Below are 19,988 nucleotides of genomic sequence, written 5' to 3'. Positions count from 1 at the left end.
CCGGGGCCGGGGCGCGGAGGTGACGCTGCCGCCGACCTCGTCGGTGGACGCGGCGGCGGCCCGGTTGGAGTCGCTGCCGACGGGCGGGCGCACCCCGGTGGCCGCCGGGCTGCTGAAGGCGCACGACGTGCTGCGGGTGGAGCGGCTGCGCGACCCGTCCCGGCGGGCCCTGCTGGTCGTGGTGACGGACGGGCGGGCGACCGGCGGACCGGACCCGGTGGCGCTGGCCGCTCGGGCCGCCCGGCTGCACGCGGCCGAGGGCACGGCGTCGGTCGTCGTGGACTGCGAGACGGGACCGGTGCGGCTGGGACTCGCGGCGGGCCTCGCCGCCGACCTGGGCGGCACCGCCGTCACGCTGGACGAGCTGCGCGCCGAGTCGATCGCCGGGCTGGTCAAGGACGTCCGGGGCGCGGGCCCCGGGCACACCGACAGGAGGGTCGCGTAATGCCGCAGGGACAGCCGGAGAGCGTGCCGGACGACGGACTCACCACCCGGCAGCGGCGCAACCGGCCGCTGCTGATGGTGCACACCGGCATCGGCAAGGGGAAGTCGACGGCGGCCTTCGGGCTCGCGCTGCGCGCCTGGAACCAGGGGTGGCCCATCGGGGTCTTCCAGTTCGTCAAGTCGGCGAAGTGGAAGGTCGGCGAGGAGAACGCGCTGAAGGTCCTCGGCGCGAGCGGCGAGGGCGGTTCCGTCGCCTGGCACAAGATGGGCGAGGGCTGGTCCTGGGTCCAGCGCGACGACCAGACGGACAACGAGGCGAAGGCCCGCGAGGGCTGGGAGCAGGTCAAGCGCGACCTGGCCGCCGAGACGTACCGGCTGTACGTGCTGGACGAGTTCGCCTATCCGCTGCACTGGGGGTGGATCGACACCGACGAGGTCGTCTCGGTGCTGCGCGACCGCCCCGGCACGCAGCACGTGGTGATCACCGGCCGCAACGCGCCCGCCGCGCTCCTGGAGGCGGCGGACCTGGTCACGGACATGTCGAAGGTCAAGCACCCGATGGACGCCGGGCAGAAGGGCCAGAGGGGCATCGAGTGGTGAACATCCCCCGCCTGGTCGTCGCCGCGCCCTCGTCCGGGAGCGGCAAGACCACCGTCGCCACGGGGCTGATGGCCGCGTTCGCCGCGCGCGGGCTCGCCGTGTCCGGGCACAAGGTGGGCCCCGACTACATCGACCCCGGCTTCCACACGCTCGCGACGGGGCGCCCGGGTCGCAACCTCGACGCGTACATGTGCGGGCCCGAGCTGGTCGCCCCGCTGTTCACGCACGGGGCGCGGGGGTGCGGGCTGGCCGTCGTCGAGGGCGTCATGGGGCTGTACGACGGGGCTTCGGGGCTCGGCGAACTGGCGTCCACCGCGCATGTGGCGAAGCTGCTGCGGGCGCCGGTGGTGCTCGTCGTGGACGCGTCCTCGCAGTCGCGGTCGGTGGCGGCGCTGGTGCACGGGTTCGCGTCCTGGGACGCGGAGGTGCGGATCGGCGGGGTGATCCTCAACAAGGTGGGGTCCGACCGGCACGAGGCGCTGTTGCGGGAGGCGCTGGAGGAGTCCGGCGTGCCGGTGCTGGGGGTGCTGCGGCGGGTGGAGGGGGTTGCCGTGCCGTCGCGACATCTGGGGCTGGTGCCGGTGGCGGAGCGGGGGGCCGAAGCGGTGGCCGCCGTCGCGGCGATGGCGGGGCAGGTGGCCGCCGGGTGCGATCTGGAGGGGTTGCTGGCGTTGGCGCGGTCGGCGCCGGCCCTGTCCGGTGGGGAGTGGTCTGCGGACGGGGCGGCGAGGGGCGCGGCTGAGGGGCCGGGTGGCGTGGAGGTGAAGCCCCTCGTCGCTGTCGCCGGTGGGGCCGCCTTCACGTTCTCGTACGCCGAGAACACCGAGCTTCTCGCCGCTGCGGGGGCTGACGTCGTGACTTTTGATCCGCTGCGGCACGAGGCATTGCCGCCGGGGACCCGGGGCGTCGTCATCGGGGGCGGTTTCCCCGAGGTGTACGCGCCCGAGCTGTCCGCCAACGAAGCGTTGCGGAAGGCCGTGGCGGAGCTGGCGCTGTCGGGGGCGCCGGTGGCCGCCGAGTGTGCCGGGTTGCTGTATCTGGCGCGGTCACTGGACGGGCTGCCGATGTGCGGGGTGCTCGACGCCGACGCGCGGATGACCAAACGGCTGACGCTCGGGTACCGGGACGCCGTGGCGCTCACCGACAACGTGCTGGCGCCCGCCGGGGCGCGGATGCGGGGGCACGAGTTCCACCGGACCGTCATCGAGCCCGGCGCGGGCGACGAGCCCGCCTGGGGCATGCACCGGCCCGAGCGGCGCGTGGAGGGGTTCGTCCGGGGCAACGTGCACGCGAGTTATCTGCACACCCACTGGGCCGCGTCGCCCGGGGCGGCTACACGGTTCGTCGAGCGGTGCCGGGGGTGAACACGGAGGCGGGGTCACTGCGCGAGGCCCACCACCAGCCAGATGAAGCACACGCCGGCCACCGTGCACAGCAGTGTGGAGCGCGCCGGGTGGTCGTGGTGGGCCTCGGGCAGGATCTCGGCGGCGGCGAGGTAGAGGAGCGCACCCCCGAAGAAGCCGAGATAGCAGCCGAGCAGTTCCTCCGGCAGGGTGAACAGCAGCGTCGTCGCCGCTCCGACGACGGGCGCCGCCGCGTCCGCGAAGAGCATCGTGAGGGCCCTGCGGCGGGCGTTCCCGTACAGGCTGGTGATCGTGTACGTGTTGAAGCCGTCCGCGAAGTCGTGCGTGATCACGGCGAGCGCCACGGCCGCCCCCATCCCGCCGCCGACCTGGAAGGCCGCGCCGAGCGCCACCCCGTCCATCAGGCTGTGGCCGACCATCGCGGCCGCCGCCGTCAGTCCGACTTGCGGGACGCGCTCATCGGCCGCCCCGTGTGCCGCCTGGCGCACCGCGAGGAGCCGCTCGACGAGGTGGGCGACGAGGAAGCCGCCGACGAACAGCAGCAGCGCCGCCGGGACGCCGAAGACCAGGCCGCCCGCCGCCTCCACCGCCTCGGGCAGCAGGTCCAGGCCGACCACGCCGAGCATCAGCCCGCCGGCCAGACCGAGGACCAGGTGGCGGCGGTCGCTGACGCGCTGGGCGACCCAGCCGCCCGCCAGGGTCATCAGGAACGCGCCGAGCGCGACGAACACCGCCATGGCCTCTTGCTAGCCGATGGACCCCGCTCCGCGCATCTCGGCGCGCTCGTCGTCGGGGTCGGTGCCTCCCGGGGCGTCTCCGCCGACGAGGTGGCCGGGCTCGTCCTGGAGGTGCTGCGGGAGGCGGGGCTCACGGAGATCGCCGAGTTGGTCACCGTAACGGCGAAGGCCGGGGAGCCGGGGGTGCTGGCCGCCGCCGTCCGGCTCGGCGTCCCGCTGCGCGCGTACCCGGCGGACGTGCTCGCCCGGGTCCCCGTCCCGCACCCCTCCGGCGCGGCGCTCGCCGCCCTCGGCACCCCCTCGGTGGCCGAGGCCGCCGCTCTCGCCGAGGGCGGCCAACTCCTCGTCCCCAAGAGGACGTCACGGCCGCGCGACGGGCGCCCGTCGATGGCCACCTGCGCGGTCGCGCGCCGGCCCGTCGGGAACATTGCGTGAAGCGTCGGGACCGTTGCGTGAAACAGGGTGCGGGGCGCATAGTCATCGTGCCGGAGTCCACCCAGGTCACGGCGCACACCCCCACACCACACCCCCACCACGGCGGTCATGCACACTCCCACTGAGAGTCCCGACGCGACAGGCACGGGCACCCACGATCTGCGTCACCACGGCGACGCCGAAGTACGCGGACGGGGCCGGGATCTGACCGATCTCGCCGTCAACGTACGGGCCGGCACCCCTCCGGCCTGGCTGAAGGAGCGCATAGCCGGCTCCCTGGGCACGCTCGCCGCGTACCCGGACGGCCGCGAGGCCCGCGAGGCCGTTGCCGCACGGCACGAACTGCCGCCCGACCGCCTGCTGTTGACGGCGGGCGCGGCAGAGGCGTTCGTCCTGATCGCCCGTGCGCTGCCCGCCCGGCGGCCGTACGTGGTGCACCCTCAGTTCACCGAGCCGGAGGCCGCGCTGCGTGCGGCCGGGCACGAGGTGGGGCGGGTGCTGCTGCGGGCCGAGGACGATTTCCGGCTCGACCCGGCGGACGTGCCCGACGACGCCGACCTTGTGGTCGTCGGCAACCCGACCAACCCGACGTCCGTACTCCATCCCGCCGCCGCCCTCGAACGCCTGGCGCGTCCCGGGCGGACCCTGGTGGTGGACGAGGCGTTCATGGACGCGGTGCCGGGCGAACGCGAGGCCCTGTGCGGGCGTACGGACGTCCCCGGGCTGGTCGTCCTGCGCAGCCTCACCAAGACCTGGGGGCTCGCCGGGCTCCGCATCGGTTACGTGGCGGCCGCCCCGGAGACGATCCGCGCCCTGGAGGCCGCGCAACCGCTGTGGCCGGTGTCGTCGCCCGCGCTGGCGGCGGCGGAGGCGTGCGTGGAACCCCGGGCGCTGGCGGAGGCCGCCGGTGCGGCGGACCGGATCGTGGTGGACCGGGCCCATCTGGTGGCCGGGCTGCGGGAGTTCTCGGAGGTCCGGGTGGTGGAGCCGGCCGAGGGACCGTTCGTGCTCGTCCGCCTCGACGGGGCCGCCGAGATCAGGGAGCGGCTGCGGATGCTGGGGTTCGCGGCGCGGCGAGGAGATACGTTTCCTGGGCTCGGGGACGGCTGGTTGCGGCTGGCGGTACGCGACCGGACGACGACCAACCGCTTCCTCCAGGCGCTGGACCTGGCGCTCCAGGCGTTGACGGTGGCGGGGCGGTAGGGCGGGGGTGGGCGGTGCTCTGGGTGGTGGGCGGTGATGCGGGCGGGGAGCGGCGCTCCGGGTGGTGAGCGGTGCTCCGGGCGGTGAGCGGCGCTCCAGGTAGTGAGCGCGCTCCGGATAGTGAGCGGTGATCTTGATGGTGGGCACCGCTCCGGGCCATGGGCACTGCCTGGTTTGGATCGGTGCTCCGCTTCATGAGCGGCGCTCTGTTTTATGAGGGTGCTCCGTTTTATGAGCGGTGCTCCGTTGCAGGATCGGGGCGAGGAGGCCCGCTCCAGCCGGTGATAGGTGCTCAAACGGGTGAGCGGTGCTCCCCCCTCGGAGCACCGCTCACCGTCCCCTCCCCCGGGGCTCCTCCCCTCGGGCCGTCAGCCTCGGGCCGTCAGCCTCGGGCGCGGCGCCGGGTCACGACCATGGCGCCCGCGCCGGCCGCCAGCAGGAGCGCCGCGCCGCCCGCGATGTACGGGGTGCTGGAGCTGCTGCCCGTCTCGGCCAGGTCCGCGTCGGTGGCGGCCGGTGCCTGGTCCGTGCCCGTCTGGGTCTTCACGTCGCCGCCGCCCCCGGTCGAGCCGCCCTTGTCGCCGCCGCCCGTGGAGCCGCCGCTCCCGGAGCCGCCGTCGGTCGCGCCGCCGTTCCCGGAGCCGCCGTCCGTCGAACCGCCCCCGGTCGCGCCGCCGTTCTCGTTGCCCCCGTTGTCACCGCCGCCGTTCCCGCCGTTCCCGTTCCCGCCGTTCTCGTTCCCGCCGTTGTGGCCGCCGCCGTTGTCGCCGCCGCCCGTGTGGCCCCCGTGGCCCTTCGGGGTTTCGCAGGTCGCCTCCGTGAGCGTGACCTCGCCGTTGACCTCCGCGACGTTCAGCTTGCCCGGGTTGACCGACACCTTCAGCCGGAGGGCCACCGCAGCGGCCGTGCGCGAGGTGGTCTCCGCCCTGGACAGGTCCAGCGTCACCTCGCCGACGTGCGGCACCGCCACCCGCGCGGTGCCCCCGGCCGTGAGCGTGACGCGCTTGCCGAGCACCGACACGTGCCCGAGCACGTTGGACTCGGCGACCGGCCGGCTGCCCGCCGCACAGACCGCCTTCGAGGTGACCTTCTCCACCTCGATCAGCGGGAACACCGACAGGCCCGGGAGGCTGACCCTCGCTTTGGCGAGGTTGCTGTAGCCGGCCGCCCGGCGCTTGTCGGCGGTGGCCTTCGCGGTGGCCACGTCCGCCTTGAGGACGCTGAACGGCTTTCCGCGGTCCACCCCGTCGAGCCGCGCGCTGAGCGCGGTCTCCTCGGCGGTGCGCGGGGCCCGCACCTCGTTGAGCGTGACCTTCAACGGCACGTCGACCGTCTTGTTGAGGAGGGAGACGTCGAGTGCGGTGCGGAGCACGACCGCGCTCGCCTTTCCTCCGCCGTCGGCCGTGGTGGTCGTCGTGGGGGCGGCATGGGCCGGGGCCGTGACCAGAAGGGCGACGGGAGCGGCGGCGACCGCCAGGGCGGCGAGGCGGAAGGTGTTGCTGTTCAAGATGGTGGAACCCCCACAGGAGACATGGAGCCACCGGCGCCGTCCAATGGGGGACATCGCGGGCACCGGTGGCCTCGACTCCGTGAATCTTTACGCACAGAGGGTGAACTGGCGGACACCTGGGGCCAGTTCACCCCAAAGGGGGGTTTCCGCGTCTGTATTCGAATATTCCGGCACGTGCGTTCCTCGGGTTCACCCGTTTCACTGAGCACCGGAGGCGTTTCGGACCGCGCGAGGGCGGCGCGTAACATCGCCTCCTCGCAGGCGCGGAGAGGGTTCAACGAACGAACCGTCCTCCGGTCACTGCTGGTCAACGCGGTGCGTCAGCCGATCACGCGGCCGTTCAGGACGACCCGGCGCGGTCCGGCCAGCACCCGCACGTCCTCCCGTGGGTCCTCGTCGTACACCACGAGGTCGGCCGGCGCCCCCTCCTCCAGCCCCGGCCTGCCGAGCCAGGCCCTCGCTCCCCAGGTCGTCGCGGACAACGCCTCCAGGGCCGGGATGCCCGCCTTGACCAGTTCCGCCACCTCGTCGGCCACCAGGCCGTGCGCCAGGACCCCGCCCGCGTCGGTGCCGACGAAGACCGGCACCCCGGCGTCGTGGGCGGCGCGCACGGTGTCGTAACGGCGTTCGTGGAGCCGGCGCATATGGGCGGACCAGCGCGGGAACTTCGCCTCGCCGCTCTGTGCGAGCGAGGGGAAGGTGGCGATGTTGACCAGCGTGGGGACGATCGCCACACCGCGCTCCGCGAAGAGCGGGATGGTGTCCTCGGTGAGGCCCGTGGCGTGCTCGACGCAGTCGATCCCGGCCTCCACCAGATCGCGCAGCGAGTCCTCCGCGAAGCAGTGCGCGGTGACCCGGGCGCCCAGCCGGTGCGCCTCCGCGATGGCCGCCTCGACCGCCTCGCGCGGCCAGAGCGCCGTCAGGTCGCCCACCTCGCGGTCGATCCAGTCGCCGACCAGCTTGACCCAGCCGTCGCCCCGGCGCGCCTCCTGGGCCACATAGGCGACGAGTTCGTCGGGCTCGACCTCCCAGGCGTAGTTGCGGGTGTAGCGGCGCGGCCGGGCGATGTGCCGGCCGGCCCGGATGATCTTCGGCAGGTCCTCTCGGTCGTCGATCCACCGGGTGTCGGCGGGCGAGCCCGCGTCGCGCAGGAGCAGCGCCCCGGCCTCCCGGTCGTCCAGGGCCTGCTTCTCGCTGGTCGCGGCGTCGACGGCGCCGTGGTGGTCGAGCCCGACGTGGCAATGGGCGTCGACCAGCCCGGGCAGGGCCCAGCCGGTGACGGTGACGGCGTCGTCCGCGCCGGGCGGCCGCTCGTAGGTGATCCGGCCGCCGACCGCCCAGAGCTCGTCCCTGACCTCCTCGGGTCCGACGAGCACCCGCCCCTTCACATGCAGCACCCGCGATGCCTCGTGATCACTCATGCACAGCACTGTACGAGGGGCCCACCGCGTGCGGCATGCCCTGTCCCGGCCCGTCCGGGCGGTGCTGGGTACTCTCGGAGGCGCCCGGTCAGCAGGCCGGAGCCCGCCGACCGAAACCGAAGAGAGCACCGCCGTGACGCACCCCTTCCTCGACCTCGCTCCGCTGACCGCCGCGCACTTCGCGGCGATCGAGCGGCGGGTGGCCGGTCTGCTGGCCACCGAGCAGGACGTCGTCATCATGCAGGGCGAGGCGCTCCTGCCCCTGGAGGGCTGCATCCGGGGCGGCGCCCGGCCCGGTTCGACGGCGCTGAACGTCGTGACCGGCCCCTACGGGCAGACCTTCGGGAACTGGCTGCGCGACTGCGGGGCCGAGGTCGTGGACCTGGAGGTGCCGTTCCACACGGCGGTCACCGCGGACCAGGTCGCCGAGGCGCTGGCCGCGCACCCGGGGATCGACTTCGTCTCCCTGGTCCACGCCGAGGCGGCGACCGGGAACACCAATCCGGTCGCGGAGATCGGCGAGGTGGTGCGGGCGCACGGCGCGCTGTTCATGCTGGACGCGGTCGCCTCGGTGGGCGCCGAGCCGCTGCTGCCGGACGAGTGGGGCGTGGACCTGTGCGTGATCGGGGCGCAGAAGGCGATGGGCGGCCCGGCCGGGGTCTCGGCGGTGTCGGTGAGCGCGCGGGCCTGGGAGCGGATCGCCGCCAACCCGCAGGCGCCGCGCCGGTCCTACCTGTCGCTCCTCGACTGGAAGGAGCGCTGGATCGACGGGGGCCGCAAGGCGCTGCTGCACGCCCCGGCCCAGCTGGAGATGCTGGCCCTGGAAGCGTGTGTGGAGCGGATCGAGGCGGAGGGCCTGGACGCGCTGATGGCCCGTCACGCGGCGGCCGCCGCGGCCACCCGGGCCGGTGCGGTGGCGCTGGGCGGCGGCCTGACCCCGTATGTGCACGAGGCACGGGACGCGGCGCCGGTGGCGACCACGCTGCGCGTGCCCGCGGGGGTGGACGCCTCCGACCTGGTCGCGCGGGCGCTCGCGGGCGAGCCCTCGCTGCCGCTGATCGCGGGCGGGGGCGCGCTGGCCAAGGAGATGATCCGGGTCAATCACTACGGTGTGGATGCGACGCGGGGCGCGGTGCTCTCCTCGCTCGCGGCTCTGGGGTCGGCGCTGGCCGGGACCGGCCGGCAGGTCGATCTGGAAGCTGCCCGGAAGGCCGTTTCGGAAACCTGGCCCAGCGCATAAAAGCACGTCTTACCAACAATGCGGGGAGCTGCTTGAATCCGAGCAGCTCCCCGCATTCTTATGCCCGCTTATCTCCAGGCTAAACGCCCCAGTTATCGAGCTGCCCCCAGGGCCCATTTCGCTTGTGTGTGGGGAGAGTTATGAGCTTGTGACCGACTCCACACAGACGGCAATTTGCCCGATAAATACCGGACAGAACATCAGAAACCGAAGGCGGCTCGCGCTGGTGCGCGCACCCGCCTGATAACACAGACGGGCGTCCCACCCAACCCCTTGCGTCGATGCAATTTAGAAATTTGCTGGGTAAATTCAAATGCCATGACCGCCGCACCAGCAGATTTTGCAAGTGCCCGAAGCGAATTCCTTACGATTGATACGCCACGAGTGGAGGACGGAGCCGCGATCTGGCGCATCGCCCGCGACTCCGAGGTCCTGGACCTCAACTCCTCGTACAGCTACCTGCTGTGGTGTCGTGACTTCGCGGCGACCTCCGTGGTCGCCCGCGACGAGACCGGCTCCCCGGTCGCCTTCGTGACGGGGTACATCAGGCCGGACCGCCCCGAGACGCTCGTCGTCTGGCAGGTGGCCGTCGACCACGGCCACCGCGGTACGGGCCTGGCAGCGAAGCTGCTGGACTCCCTGACCGCGCGGGTCGCCGCCGAACAGGGCCTGGCCTCGGTCGAGACGACCGTCACCCCCGACAACACCGCGTCGGACCGCCTGTTCACCTCCTACGCGCGGCGCCACGACGTGGCCCTGGAGCGCGAGGTGCTCTTCGACGGCGGACTGTTCCCCGAAGGCACCCATCTGCCGGAAGTGCTGTACCGCATCGGGCCGTTCCACGCCTGAGCGCACTTCCCCCGCCGGGCCGCCGGCCCGCCGCAGCTTCCTTCAACGCCGCCCGTCACACCACCTCACGCAGGAGACCCGCTGTGACCATCACCCCGCCCGCCCTCAGTGTCTTCGAAACCCTTGAGTCCGAGGTCCGGAGCTACTGCCGCGGCTGGCCCGCCGTGTTCGACCGCGCCCAGGGCGCCCGGCTGACCGACGAGGACGGCCACTCGTACCTGGACTTCTTCGCCGGCGCGGGCTCGCTCAACTACGGCCACAACAACCCGGTGCTCAAGCGCGCGCTGATCGACTACATCGAACGCGACGGCATCACGCACGGCCTCGACATGGCGACCACCGCCAAACGCGCCTTCCTGGACACCTTCCAGAACGTCGTGCTGCGCCCCCGCGACCTGCCGTACAAGGTGATGTTCCCCGGCCCGACGGGCACCAACGCCGTCGAGGCGGCCCTGAAGCTGGCTCGTAAGGTCAAGGGCCGCGAGTCCGTCGTCTCCTTCACCAACGCCTTCCACGGCATGTCGCTCGGCTCGCTGGCCGTGACCGGGAACGCGTTCAAGCGGGCCGGTGCCGGCATCCCGCTGGTGCACGGCACGCCGATGCCGTTCGACAACTACTTCGACGGCCAGGTCCCCGACTTCCTCTGGTTCGAGCGGCTCCTGGAGGACCAGGGTTCCGGGCTCAACCACCCGGCCGCCGTGATCGTGGAGACCGTCCAGGGCGAGGGCGGCATCAACGTGGCCCGCGCCGAGTGGCTGCGCGCGCTCCAGGACCTGTGCCACCGCCAGGACATGCTGCTGATCGTCGACGACATCCAGATGGGCTGCGGCCGTACCGGCGGCTTCTTCTCCTTCGAGGAGGCCGGCATCACGCCGGACATCGTGACGCTGTCGAAGTCCATCAGCGGCTACGGACTGCCCATGTCGCTCTGCCTGTTCAAGCCGGAGCTGGACGTCTGGGAGCCGGGCGAGCACAACGGCACCTTCCGCGGCAACAACCCCGCGTTCGTCACCGCCGCCGCCGCGCTGGACGCCTACTGGGCCGACGGCCAGATGGAGAAGCAGACGCTGGCTCGCGGCGAGCAGGTCGAGCAGACGATGCTGGCCATCTGCGGCGAGCACGAGAGCGCCCGGTTCCGGGGCCGCGGTCTGGTCTGGGGCCTGGAGTTCGAGGACCCGGCGCGCGCCTCCGCGGTCTGCGCCCGCGCGTTCCAGCTGGGACTGCTCCTGGAGACCTCCGGCCCGCAGAGCGAGGTCGTGAAGCTGCTGCCGCCGCTCACCATCACGCCCGAGGAGCTGGACGAGGGCCTGCGCACGCTGGCCCGTGCCGTCCGGGAGACCGCCTGAGGTCCGGACCGCACACCTCACCTCGCAGAGAGATCCGTAAAGAGAAAGGCATCGAACCACCGTGATCGTCCGATCGTTCGCCGACGTCGAGAACACCGACCGGCACATCAAGGCCGCCTCCGGGACCTGGGAGAGCAAGCGCATCGTGCTCGCCCAGGAGAAGGTCGGCTTCTCGCTCCACGAGACCACCATGTACGCGGGCACCGAGACGTCGATGTGGTACGCGAACCACATCGAGGCGGTCCTCTGCGTCGAGGGCGAGGCCGAGCTCACCAACGACGAGACCGGTGAGAAGCACTGGATCACGCCGGGGACCATGTACCTGCTCGACGGCCACGAGCGCCACACGATGCGGCCCAAGTCCGACTTCCGCTGCGTCTGCGTCTTCAACCCGCCGGTCACCGGACGGGAGGAGCACGACGAGAACGGTGTCTACCCACTGCTGACCGAGGAGGGCTGAACCCATGACCACCGACGTACGCACCGACCTGTACCCCTCGCGCGGCGCCGCCGAGATGACCACTCCCCGCCAGGACCCGGTCATCTGGTCCGCGCCGGGCGCACCGGGTCCGATCAGCGCCAAGGAGCTCCAAGGCTACGAGCACGACGGCTTCCTGACGGTCGACCAGCTGATCACCCCGGACGAGGTGGCCGGCTACCACGCCGAGCTGGAACGGCTGATCACCGACCCGGCCGTCCGCGCCGACGAGCGCTCCATCATCGAGCCCACGTCGCAGTCCGTCCGGTCGGTCTTCGAGGTCCACCGGATCAGCGAGGTCTTCGCCCGGCTGGTCGCCGACGAGCGGGTGGTGGGCCGGGCCCGCCAGATCCTCGGTTCGGACGTCTACGTCCACCAGTCGCGGATCAACGTCAAGCCCGGGTTCGGGGCTTCGGGGTTCTACTGGCACTCGGACTTCGAGACGTGGCACGCGGAGGACGGTCTGCCGAACATGCGGACGGTGTCCGTGTCGATCGCGCTGACCGAGAACCACGACACCAACGGCGGGCTGATGATCATGCCCGGCTCGCACAAGTCGTTCCTCGGCTGCGCGGGTGAGACGCCGAAGGACAACTACAAGAAGTCGCTCCAGATGCAGGACGCGGGCACCCCGTCCGACGAGGCGCTGACGAAGATGGCCGACCGGCACGGCATCCGGCTCTTCACCGGCAAGCCCGGTTCGGCGACCTGGTTCGACTGCAACGCCATGCACGGCTCGGGCGACAACATCACGCCCTACCCGCGCAGCAACGTGTTCATCGTGTTCAACAGCGTGGAGAACACCGCGCAGGAGCCGTTCGCGGCGCCGGTCCGCCGCCCGGAGTTCATCGGGGCGCGCGACTTCACCCCGGTGAAGTAGGTCCCGGCAGGGCTTTGGGGAGGGTGGTACGGAAGACCGTGCCACCCTCCCCGGCGTATCTCGGTGGACCGGAGCGGGACCGTGCGGCGACAGTGAGCGCATGACATCCCACGTACAGCACATCACCATCGACTGCGCCGACGCCTACACCCTGGGCACCTTCTGGGCGGCCGTGCTCGGCGCCCCGCTCTCCGACGAGGACCACCCCGGCGACCCCGAGGCCCTGGTCGAAGCGCCGGGCGCCGCCCTCCTGTTCGTCACCGTGCCGGACCGCAAGCAGACCAAGAACCGCGTCCACCTGGACATCCGGCCCGAGGACCGGACCCGGGACGAGGAGGTCGAGCGGCTGCTGGCCCTCGGCGCCACCCTGGTCGCCGACCACCGCAAGCCGAACGGACGGGGCTGGGCGACGCTGGCGGACCCGGAGGGCAACGAGTTCTGCGTGGAGTGCGGCGCCGGTGAACGGGCGGCGCTCACCGGCACGCGGCTGCCGGTCACCGCGGACGACGTGACGCGGGCGGTCCGGCTGGCGGTCGACACGCTCGCCGGCGCGGCGGAGGGCGACTGGCGCGTCCCCGCCGGGACGCTGACGTGGGACTGCTGGGAGACCGCGGAGCACCTGAGCGACGACCTGTTCGCCTACGCCGTCCAGCTCGGCCCGCGTACGCCGTCGGTGGAGACCTACGTGCCCTACCACTGCGCTCCCCGGCGCGAGGGCGGCCCGGGGAACTCCGTCTTCGCGGACCCGGACGCGGGTGTGGCGGGGCTGCTCCAGACCGTGGAGGCGAGCGGCGCGCTGCTGGCCGCGATGGTCCGTACGGCTTCCCCGGCCACCCGCTCGTTCCACAGCTACGGGGTCTCTGACCCGGAGGGCTTCGCGGCGATGGGGATCGTGGAGACCCTGGTGCACGTCCATGACATCGCCTCGGCCCTGGGCGTCTCCTGGGAACCGCCCGCCGAGCTGTGCGACCGGACGCTGGCCCGGCTCTTCCCCGGGGCGCCGGACGACGAGGACCGGTGGGCCGTACTGCTCTGGTCCACCGGCCGCGCCGAACTCCCCGGCCGTGAGCGCATGACGTCGTGGCGGTGGCACAGCGCCCCGCTGGACGCCTGAAGGGTGTCGCGGAAGGCCCGGATCCGGGCGTTTCGCAACCCGCTTCAGGGGGCGAGTACGTCGAGCGCGCGGTCCACGTCCGCCTCGGTGTTGTAGAGGTGGAAGGACGCGCGCAGATTGCCGGCCCGGCCGGCGACCAGCACCCCGGCCCGCTCGAGTTCCGGTGCCCGGTCGCCGAGCCCGGGCACCGCGACGACGGCGGTGTCCGCCGCCACGGCGGTGTGCCCGAGGGCCGCGAGGCCGGAGCGGAAGCGGCCGGCCAGCGCGACGGCGTGATCGTGGAGCGCGTCCGCGCCGACCTCGTGGAGCAGGGCGAGGGAGTGCTCGGCGCCGTGGTACGCGAGGTAGACGGGCGGCTCGTCGTAGCGGCGGGCGTCGGAGGCCAGCTTGGTGACCGGTCCGTACACGCTGCCCCACGGGTCCTCGGACGCGGCCATGCCCGCGTCGACCGGCCTCAGGTCCTCCTGCGCCTCCTCGGTGACGGTGAGGAAGGACGTACCGCGCGGGCAGAGCAGGTACTTGAAGCCGCCGGTGACCGTGTAGTCGTAGGCCCCGGCGTCCAGCGGCAGCCAGCCGGCGGACTGGGTGGCGTCCACCAGGGTGCGGGCGCCGTGGACGGCCGCGGCGGCCCGGACCGCGTCCAGGTCGGCGCGCCGGCCGTCCGCCGACTGCACCGAGGAGAAGGCGACCAGCGCGGTGGAGGGGCGTACGGCTTCGGCCAGCCCGTCCAGCGGCACGTACCGCATGTCGAGGTCGCCGCGGACCGCGAAGGGGCTGACGACCGAGCTGAACTCGCCCTCCGGGGCCAGCACTTCGGACCCGGGCGGCAGCGAGGCCGCGATCAGCCCGACGTGGGCGACGACCGAGCTGCCGACGGCGACCCGGCCCGGCGCGAGACCGACGAGCCGTGCGAAGCCCTCCCGGGCCCGGTCCACCGCCTCGAAGTCGCCCGAGCCCGCGCGGCGGCCGGTGGCGCCCTCCTCGGCCAGGGCCTTCACCGCGTCGACGGTGCGGCGGGGCAGCAGCCCGCAGGTGGAGGTGTTGAGGTAGGTGGTCTCGGGCGCGAACTCGGCGGCTGCGGCACGGCTGAGCGGAGAGATCGTCATGCCTTCAGCCTGAGCCCTGGCCGACCTGGGGTCAATTGACAAAATTTCACGGGAAACCCCAAGCGGTGCTTATGCGTCAGGTGCCGGGGCGCGGGCCGGGAACGCGGGCCGCCGACGACGGCCCGCGGGGCGGGGTCAGGCGTTCCGGGCTGCCGCTCCGGGGACCGCGCAGGCCCCGTCGGCGTCGCAGGCGGCCGCGTCGGCGGCGGCGGTCACCGGGCGGTCCTTCCACGCCTGTTCCAGCGCCTGGGCGAAGACCTCGGCGGGCTGGCCGCCGGAGATGCCGTAGCGCCGGTCGAACACGAAGAACGGCACCGCGTTGGCGCCCAGCTCGGACGCCTCCCTCTCGTCGGCGCGCACCTCGTCGGCGTACGCCTCCGGGTCGGCGAGCACCGCGCGCGCCTCGTCGGCGTCGAGTCCCGCCTCGACGGCCAGGTCCAGCAGGACGGCGTCGTCGAAGACGGACCGGTCCTCCGCGAAGTTGGCCCGGTAGGCGAGGTCCAGCAGCTCGTCCTGGCGGCCGCGGGCCCTGGCCAGGTGCAGCAGGCGGTGGATGTCGAAGGTGCTGCCGTGGTCGCGGCCCTCGGTGCGGTAGCCGAGCCCCTCGGCCCGGGCGTTGGCCGCGACGTTGGCCTCCATCGAGCGGGCCTCGTCGGGCGTGCGCCCGTACTTCTGCGCCAGCATGTCGATGACCTGTTCGGTGTCGCCCTTGGCGCGGCCGGGGTCGAGCTCGAAGGAGCGGTGCACCACCTCGACGTCGTCGCGGTGGGCGAAGCCCGCCAGGCCCTTCTCGAAGCGTGCCTTGCCGATGTAGCACCACGGGCAGGCGATGTCGCTCCAGATCTCGACGCGCATGACTCTTCTTCTCTCCGGACTCGTCGGCGACCGCTGTGCGGCGCGGAGGCACCCTCCGCTCCCCGCCCCAACACGTGGCGGGCCGGTGCCATTCCCGGACCCGCGGCCGATGTGCTCAGCCTCTCCCGGGCGCTTCCGTCACCGCGAGGCGCAGCACCAGATGGCCGCCGTGCCGGGGGGTTTCCGGGTCGGGGACCCAGCCGCACGCCGCGTAGAAGGCCTGGGCCCGCTTGTTGGGCTCGAAGACCTCCAGGCGGGCCCGCGTCACACCGCGCCGCCGCCAGTCGGCGACGCACGCGAGGTGCAGGGCGCTGCCGACCCCCTCGCGCCAGTGGGCCGGGGACACGTGGAGCTGGGTGAGGTACGTCCATCCGTCGCGTACGGAGTGGGCGGCGACGCCGACGAGGGCGCCGTCCTCCTCGGCGACGAGCACCGTGGCGTCCTGCCGGTCCACGGCGCGGGCCCAGCCGTCCCGGGCCCGGCCCACCTCGGCCGGGCCCGCGTACTCCTCCTCGGCGAGGTGGCCGCTGTAGTAGGTGGCCCTGGCCTCGGTGTGCAGGGTGACGATCGCGTCGAGGTCGTCCCGCTCCGCTGTACGGATCATGGTGGGGAGGACGTACGGGCCGGGGCGCCGGTTCCGCCGCCCCGGCCCGTCAGCTGCCGTCGCGGAGGTCGGCCGGGCCCTGTGGCCGGAAGGCGATCCGGTCGAAGGCCACCTCGCAGCCCTCGCCCGTGGGCGACTGGGCGAGGAAGCCGATGGAGACGGCGGCCGCCTGCTCCGGGGTGCCGAGGGCGAAGACGCGGACGAAGGTCCACTTCTCGCCGTCGGCCGAGGCGTGGAACGCGAAGGCGCGGCCCGTTCGGCTCAGGCGCAGCCAGTGGGTGTCGCCGTCCACGACGGAGGAGTTGACGTCGTCCGAGTGGCCCCGGGTGACCACCGTGCAGACGGTCGGGCGCTCCGGAGACAGCTCCAGGCAGAGCTTGGCCCACTCCCGGTCGCCGGCGTGGAGGTAGAGCACGCCCGCGTCGAAGGCGGCGGCGAAGCCCACCTTCACCCGGGCGATGAGCTGGAAGTCGCCCGCCGGGGCCGCGCCGAGGAGCCGGGGCGCGTCGCTCGCCGGTTCCAGGGTGTCGCCGCCCGGCGGGACGAAGCGGTCCTGGCGGGCGCCGGCGCGGCCGGTGAGCACGCCGTTCTCGTACGCCCAGTCACCCTCGGGACCGTACGGCTGGAGCGCGAAGGGGAGTTCGGGGAGGTTCACGCGGGGTTTCCGTTCACGCGGCGGGGCAGGCCCAGCGGGTTGGCGTCGCGCAGCTCGGGCGGGAGGAGCGCGTCGGGGGTGGTCTGGTAGCTGACCGGGCGCAGCCAGCGCTCGATGGCGGTGGCGCCGACCGAGGTGGAGGTGGAGGTGGTGGCCGGGTAGGGGCCGCCGTGGTGCTGGGCGGGGGCGACGGCGACGCCGGTCGGCCAGCCGTTGACGAGGACGCGCCCGGCGAGCGGGGTGAGGGCGGCGAGCAGGTCCGCCGCGCCGCCTCCGGCCTCCTCGGTGGCGATGTGGAGGGTGGCGGTGAGGTTGCCGGGGAGGCGGGTGAGGACGGCGGTGATCTCGTCCTCGGAGGCGTACCGGGCGACGACGGTGACCGGGCCGAAGCACTCCTCCAGGAGCGCGTCGTGCGGGCCCTCGGCGGTGAGGGTGCGGGCCGGGACGGTCAGGAAGCCGGCCGCGACGGTGTGCTCGCCGCCGGCGCCGGGGGTGACGGGGGCTTCGACCCCGGGGAGCGCGGTGCGCTCGGTGACCCCGGCGAGGAAGGCGTCGCGCATGCGGTGGTCGAGCAGGACGCCGGCCTCGCTGTCGCTGACGGCCTCGGTGAGCGCCTTGAGCAGGCGGTCGCCGCCCTCGCCCGCGGGGACCAGGACGAATCCGGGCTTGGTGCAGAACTGGCCCGCGCCCATGGTCATCGAACCGGCCAGGCCCGCGCCGATCTCCTCGCCGCGCTCGGCGGCGGCGGCCTCGGTGACGACGACGGGGTTGAGGGAGCCCAGCTCGCCGTGGAAGGGGATGGGGGCGGGGCGGGCGGCGGCCGCGTCGAACAGGGCACGCCCGCCGCGCACCGAGCCGGTGAAGCCGGCGGCGGCGACGAGCGGGTGCCGGACGAGGGCGACGCCGGCGTCGAAACCGTGGACGAGGGTGACGACGTCCTCGGGCAGACCGGTGCGCGCGGCGGCCCGGCGCAGGACCGAGGCGCAGAGCTCGGAGGTCGCCGGGTGGTCCGGGTGGGCCTTGACGACGACGGGGCAGCCGGCCGCGAGGGCACTGGCGGTGTCGCCGCCGGGGACGGAGAAGGCCAGCGGGAAGTTGCTGGCGGCGTAGACCGCGACGACGCCGAGCGGGATCTTGTAGCGGCGCAGGTCGGGCCAGGGCGGGGTGCGGGTGGCGTCCGCGTGGTCGATGTGGATGTCGAGGTAGGCGCCCTCGTCGACGACCTCCGCGAAGGCCCGCAACTGGGCCGCGGTGCGCGCGAGTTCACCGGTCAGCCGGGCCGGGCCGAGGGCCGTCTCGGCGTCGGCGGCCTCGATGACGTGCTCCCCGGCCTCGGTGAGCAGCTCGGCGGCCGTACGCAGGAACGCGGCGCGCGTGGCGCGGTCGGCGAGGGAGTCGCGGACCGCGTGAGCGGCGCGGACCGCGCGGTCGACCTCCTCCGCTGTGGCCTCCACCGCAACCTGCTCGCGCGGGTTCCCGGTGCGGGGGTCGACGCTCCAGACTGGTGTTGCTGCCACCGTGTTTCCTTCCGCTCCACTGCCGCACATCAGATGTCGTCCGGTATAAGCTGTTCGGTATTCTGAACAGCGTTCCTGAACGTGAATGTGAAGCGACTCTATTTCCGGGCGTTCGGTGTTGGCAAGAAGTCGCAGGGTTTCGTCGGCGGGGTGAAAGGGGCACAGGGCGATGTCGGTTCCCGAGTCGGGTGGGGCACAGGTCAAGTCCGCGGTACGGACGGTCGAGCTGCTGGAGTACTTCGCGGGGCGGCCCGGCATGCACTCGCTCGCCGCGGTCCAGGAGGCCGTCGGCTACCCGAAGTCCAGCCTCTACATGCTGCTGCGCACCCTGGTCGAGCTGGGCTGGGTGGAGACCGACGCGACGGGCACGCGCTACGGGATCGGCGTACGGGCCCTGCTGGTCGGCACCTCGTACATCGACGGCGACGAGGTCGTCGCCGCGGCCCGTCCCACGCTCGACCGGCTCGCCGACGACACCACGGAGACCATCCACCTGGCCCGGCTGGACGGCACCAACGTGGTCTACCTCGCCACCCGCCAGTCCCAGCACTATCTGCGGCCCTTCACCCGCGTCGGCCGCCGGCTGCCCGCCCACTCCACCTCGCTCGGCAAGGCGCTGCTGGCCACCCACAGCGACGAGCAGGTCCGCAAGATGCTGCCCGAGACGCTGCCCGCGCTCACCGAACACACCCTGACCGACCGCGAGAAGCTCATCGAGGAACTGCACCAGATCCGCGAGCAGGGATACGCGGTGGACCGCGAGGAGAACACGCTGGGGCTGCGCTGCTTCGGTGTCGCCGTCCCGTACCGCACCCCGGCCCGGGACGCGATCAGCTGCTCGGTGCCGGTCGCCCGGCTCACGGCCGCGCACGAACAGATGGTCAAGGACGCGCTGTTCGACGCGCGCGACCGGCTGACGCTCGCCACCCGCAGGCTCTGACGCCCCGGTCCCTCTCCCCCGCGCGGCGGAGGCGGATCGTCACCCGGCAGGACGTGCGGGGACGCGCCGCCCGGCAGCGTGGGATTCATGAGCCCCGTCTCCGCGCGCGCCGTGCTGCGCTCCGTCGCCATCGTGTCCTGTCTGCCGTACATCACGCTCAAGACCGCCTGGGTGGCGGGCAGCCGCGTCGGGATCCCGGACGGCAGCGGCCTGCTGGACCACCGCGCCCTGATGGCCGTCGCCAACGGCGGCTCGGTGCTGATGGACGGCGCGGTGGTGGTCCTCGCCCTGCTGCTCACCCGGCCGTGGGGGCTGCGGGTGCCGGCCTGGCTGCTCGCGCTGCCGGTGTGGACGGCGACCGGGCTGCTGCTGCCGATCATGACCGGCTATCCGGCGCAGCTGCTGGTCCGGACGCTGGGCGGGAGCACCGGCGGCGCGGAGGCCGCGGGCGGCCGGCCGTTCCTGAGCGAGTGGGTGTTCGGCGTCGTCTACGGCGGCTTCATCCTCCAGGGCCTGTCCCTCGGCGCCCTGTTCGTGCTGTACGCCCGCGAGCGCTGGGGCCGCCTCTGGCAGGGCGCGCTGGGCGAGCTGCCCGCGAGCCCGACCGCCCCCGCGCTGCGGGTGGCCGCCGTCGTCGCCTCGCTGCTGGCCCTGGCGCCCGGCACCGCGCACCTGCTGTGGGCGGCGGGC

General features: G+C 73.2%; 17 protein-coding genes and 3 pseudogenes. 12 read left to right on the top strand and 8 right to left on the bottom strand.

The features are described 5' to 3' along the window. The 3 genes and pseudogenes from G3I41_RS34060 to G3I41_RS34050 form a co-directional block, all read left to right on the top strand. A pseudogene (locus G3I41_RS34060) lies at positions 1–445 on the top strand (magnesium chelatase); the annotation flags it as partial. Next, positions 445–1,044 carry a cob(I)yrinic acid a,c-diamide adenosyltransferase gene (gene cobO / locus G3I41_RS34055; RefSeq protein WP_164404387.1) on the top strand — a complete coding sequence of 200 codons (600 nt, stop codon included), beginning with the start codon at positions 445–447 and terminating at the stop codon, positions 1,042–1,044. The pseudogene G3I41_RS34060 and the gene cobO, both read left to right, overlap by 1 nt. Further along, positions 1,038–2,408, top strand: a complete 1,371-nt coding sequence (locus G3I41_RS34050; protein ID WP_164404386.1) for a cobyrinate a,c-diamide synthase — start codon at positions 1,038–1,040, stop codon at positions 2,406–2,408. Before cobO ends, G3I41_RS34050 begins: the two co-directional genes overlap by 7 nt. A 14-nt stretch (positions 2,409–2,422) precedes the next feature. On the opposite strand, the gene G3I41_RS34045 is transcribed toward G3I41_RS34050, so the two are convergent. After that, entirely contained in the window at positions 2,423–3,145 is a 723-nt protein-coding gene (locus G3I41_RS34045) for a ZIP family metal transporter (RefSeq protein ID WP_164404385.1), read from the bottom strand. A 6-nt stretch (positions 3,146–3,151) separates the two neighbouring features. Here G3I41_RS34045 and cobC point away from each other — a divergent pair. Beyond that, a pseudogene (gene cobC / locus G3I41_RS34035) lies at positions 3,152–4,783 on the top strand (Rv2231c family pyridoxal phosphate-dependent protein CobC). 382 nt (positions 4,784–5,165) lie between these two features. On the opposite strand, the gene G3I41_RS34030 reads toward cobC, so the two are convergent. Together G3I41_RS34030 and G3I41_RS34025 are read right to left on the bottom strand one after the other, a co-directional pair. After that, positions 5,166–6,290: an SCO1860 family LAETG-anchored protein gene (locus tag G3I41_RS34030; protein ID WP_164404382.1), complete on the bottom strand. Its 1,125-nt coding sequence runs from the start codon at positions 6,288–6,290 to the stop codon at positions 5,166–5,168. Positions 6,291–6,613: 323 nt separating this feature from the next. Then, entirely contained in the window at positions 6,614–7,714 is a 1,101-nt protein-coding gene (locus G3I41_RS34025; protein ID WP_164404381.1) for an amidohydrolase family protein, read from the bottom strand. A 133-nt stretch (positions 7,715–7,847) separates the two neighbouring features. On the opposite strand from G3I41_RS34025, the gene G3I41_RS34020 reads away from it, so the two are divergent. From G3I41_RS34020 to G3I41_RS33995, 6 genes are all read left to right on the top strand, one after another. Next, positions 7,848–8,954, top strand: coding sequence for an aminotransferase class V-fold PLP-dependent enzyme (locus tag G3I41_RS34020; protein WP_164404380.1), 1,107 nt, complete (start codon positions 7,848–7,850; stop codon positions 8,952–8,954). Between the two features lie 384 nt (positions 8,955–9,338). Continuing rightward, positions 9,339–9,803: a diaminobutyrate acetyltransferase gene (gene ectA / locus G3I41_RS34015; protein ID WP_164404379.1), complete on the top strand. Its 465-nt coding sequence runs from the start codon at positions 9,339–9,341 to the stop codon at positions 9,801–9,803. A gap of 83 nt (positions 9,804–9,886) precedes the next feature. Then, positions 9,887–11,149 carry a diaminobutyrate--2-oxoglutarate transaminase gene (gene ectB / locus G3I41_RS34010; protein WP_164404378.1) on the top strand — a complete coding sequence of 421 codons (1,263 nt, stop codon included), beginning with the start codon at positions 9,887–9,889 and terminating at the stop codon, positions 11,147–11,149. A 61-nt stretch (positions 11,150–11,210) separates the two neighbouring features. After that, a complete protein-coding gene (locus tag G3I41_RS34005) occupies positions 11,211–11,609 on the top strand; it encodes an ectoine synthase (protein WP_164404377.1) in 399 nt (132 codons plus the stop codon). Between the two features lie 4 nt (positions 11,610–11,613). Beyond that, complete coding sequence (gene thpD, locus G3I41_RS34000) at positions 11,614–12,507, top strand: ectoine hydroxylase (RefSeq protein WP_164404376.1); 894 nt, start codon at positions 11,614–11,616, stop codon at positions 12,505–12,507. A 100-nt stretch (positions 12,508–12,607) separates the two neighbouring features. After that, positions 12,608–13,621 (top strand): VOC family protein, encoded by a 1,014-nt coding sequence (locus G3I41_RS33995; RefSeq protein WP_164404375.1) that lies wholly within the window; start codon positions 12,608–12,610, stop codon positions 13,619–13,621. A gap of 44 nt (positions 13,622–13,665) precedes the next feature. Here G3I41_RS33995 and G3I41_RS33990 read toward each other — a convergent pair whose 3' ends face one another. From G3I41_RS33990 to G3I41_RS33970, 5 genes are all read right to left on the bottom strand, one after another. Next, positions 13,666–14,727 carry an aminotransferase class V-fold PLP-dependent enzyme gene (locus G3I41_RS33990; RefSeq protein ID WP_164404374.1) on the bottom strand — a complete coding sequence of 354 codons (1,062 nt, stop codon included), beginning with the start codon at positions 14,725–14,727 and terminating at the stop codon, positions 13,666–13,668. Between the two features lie 135 nt (positions 14,728–14,862). Then, entirely contained in the window at positions 14,863–15,582 is a 720-nt protein-coding gene (locus G3I41_RS33985) for a DsbA family oxidoreductase (RefSeq protein ID WP_164404373.1), read from the bottom strand. A gap of 115 nt (positions 15,583–15,697) precedes the next feature. Then, on the bottom strand, positions 15,698–16,186 hold the full coding sequence (locus G3I41_RS33980; RefSeq protein WP_164404372.1) for a GNAT family N-acetyltransferase: 489 nt from the start codon (positions 16,184–16,186) through the stop codon (positions 15,698–15,700). A 49-nt stretch (positions 16,187–16,235) separates the two neighbouring features. Further along, positions 16,236–16,841 (bottom strand): DUF1349 domain-containing protein, encoded by a 606-nt coding sequence (locus G3I41_RS33975; protein ID WP_164404371.1) that lies wholly within the window; start codon positions 16,839–16,841, stop codon positions 16,236–16,238. After that, positions 16,838–18,358, bottom strand: coding sequence for an aldehyde dehydrogenase (NADP(+)) (locus G3I41_RS33970; protein WP_164404370.1), 1,521 nt, complete (start codon positions 18,356–18,358; stop codon positions 16,838–16,840). The genes G3I41_RS33975 and G3I41_RS33970 overlap by 4 nt, the downstream gene beginning before the upstream one ends. A 169-nt stretch (positions 18,359–18,527) precedes the next feature. Here G3I41_RS33970 and G3I41_RS33965 point away from each other — a divergent pair, with 169 nt between their 5' ends. After that, positions 18,528–19,298 carry an IclR family transcriptional regulator gene (locus tag G3I41_RS33965; RefSeq protein WP_164404369.1) on the top strand — a complete coding sequence of 257 codons (771 nt, stop codon included), beginning with the start codon at positions 18,528–18,530 and terminating at the stop codon, positions 19,296–19,298. 87 nt (positions 19,299–19,385) lie between these two features. Next, positions 19,386–19,988 (top strand): annotated as a pseudogene (locus G3I41_RS33960) (hypothetical protein); the annotation flags it as partial.

This window comes from Streptomyces sp. SID9727 (assembly GCF_010550605.1).
Classification (GTDB): domain Bacteria; phylum Actinomycetota; class Actinomycetes; order Streptomycetales; family Streptomycetaceae; genus Streptomyces.
Note: the sequence above shows the minus strand (reverse complement) of the source record. Positions and strands in the feature narration are given on the sequence as shown.

What these genes read in the sequence shown, in the direction of transcription:
- cobO (WP_164404387.1), top strand. Translation starts at nt 445, where the DNA reads ATGCCGCAGGGACAGCCGGAGAGCGTGCCGGACGACGGACTCACCACC.
- G3I41_RS34045 (WP_164404385.1), bottom strand. Translation starts at nt 3,145, where the DNA reads ATGGCGGTGTTCGTCGCGCTCGGCGCGTTCCTGATGACCCTGGCGGGC.
- G3I41_RS34025 (WP_164404381.1), bottom strand. Translation starts at nt 7,714, where the DNA reads ATGAGTGATCACGAGGCATCGCGGGTGCTGCATGTGAAGGGGCGGGTG.
- thpD (WP_164404376.1), top strand. Translation starts at nt 11,614, where the DNA reads ATGACCACCGACGTACGCACCGACCTGTACCCCTCGCGCGGCGCCGCC.
- G3I41_RS33995 (WP_164404375.1), top strand. Translation starts at nt 12,608, where the DNA reads ATGACATCCCACGTACAGCACATCACCATCGACTGCGCCGACGCCTAC.
- G3I41_RS33990 (WP_164404374.1), bottom strand. Translation starts at nt 14,727, where the DNA reads ATGACGATCTCTCCGCTCAGCCGTGCCGCAGCCGCCGAGTTCGCGCCC.
- G3I41_RS33985 (WP_164404373.1), bottom strand. Translation starts at nt 15,582, where the DNA reads ATGCGCGTCGAGATCTGGAGCGACATCGCCTGCCCGTGGTGCTACATC.
- G3I41_RS33980 (WP_164404372.1), bottom strand. Translation starts at nt 16,186, where the DNA reads ATGATCCGTACAGCGGAGCGGGACGACCTCGACGCGATCGTCACCCTG.
- G3I41_RS33965 (WP_164404369.1), top strand. Translation starts at nt 18,528, where the DNA reads ATGTCGGTTCCCGAGTCGGGTGGGGCACAGGTCAAGTCCGCGGTACGG.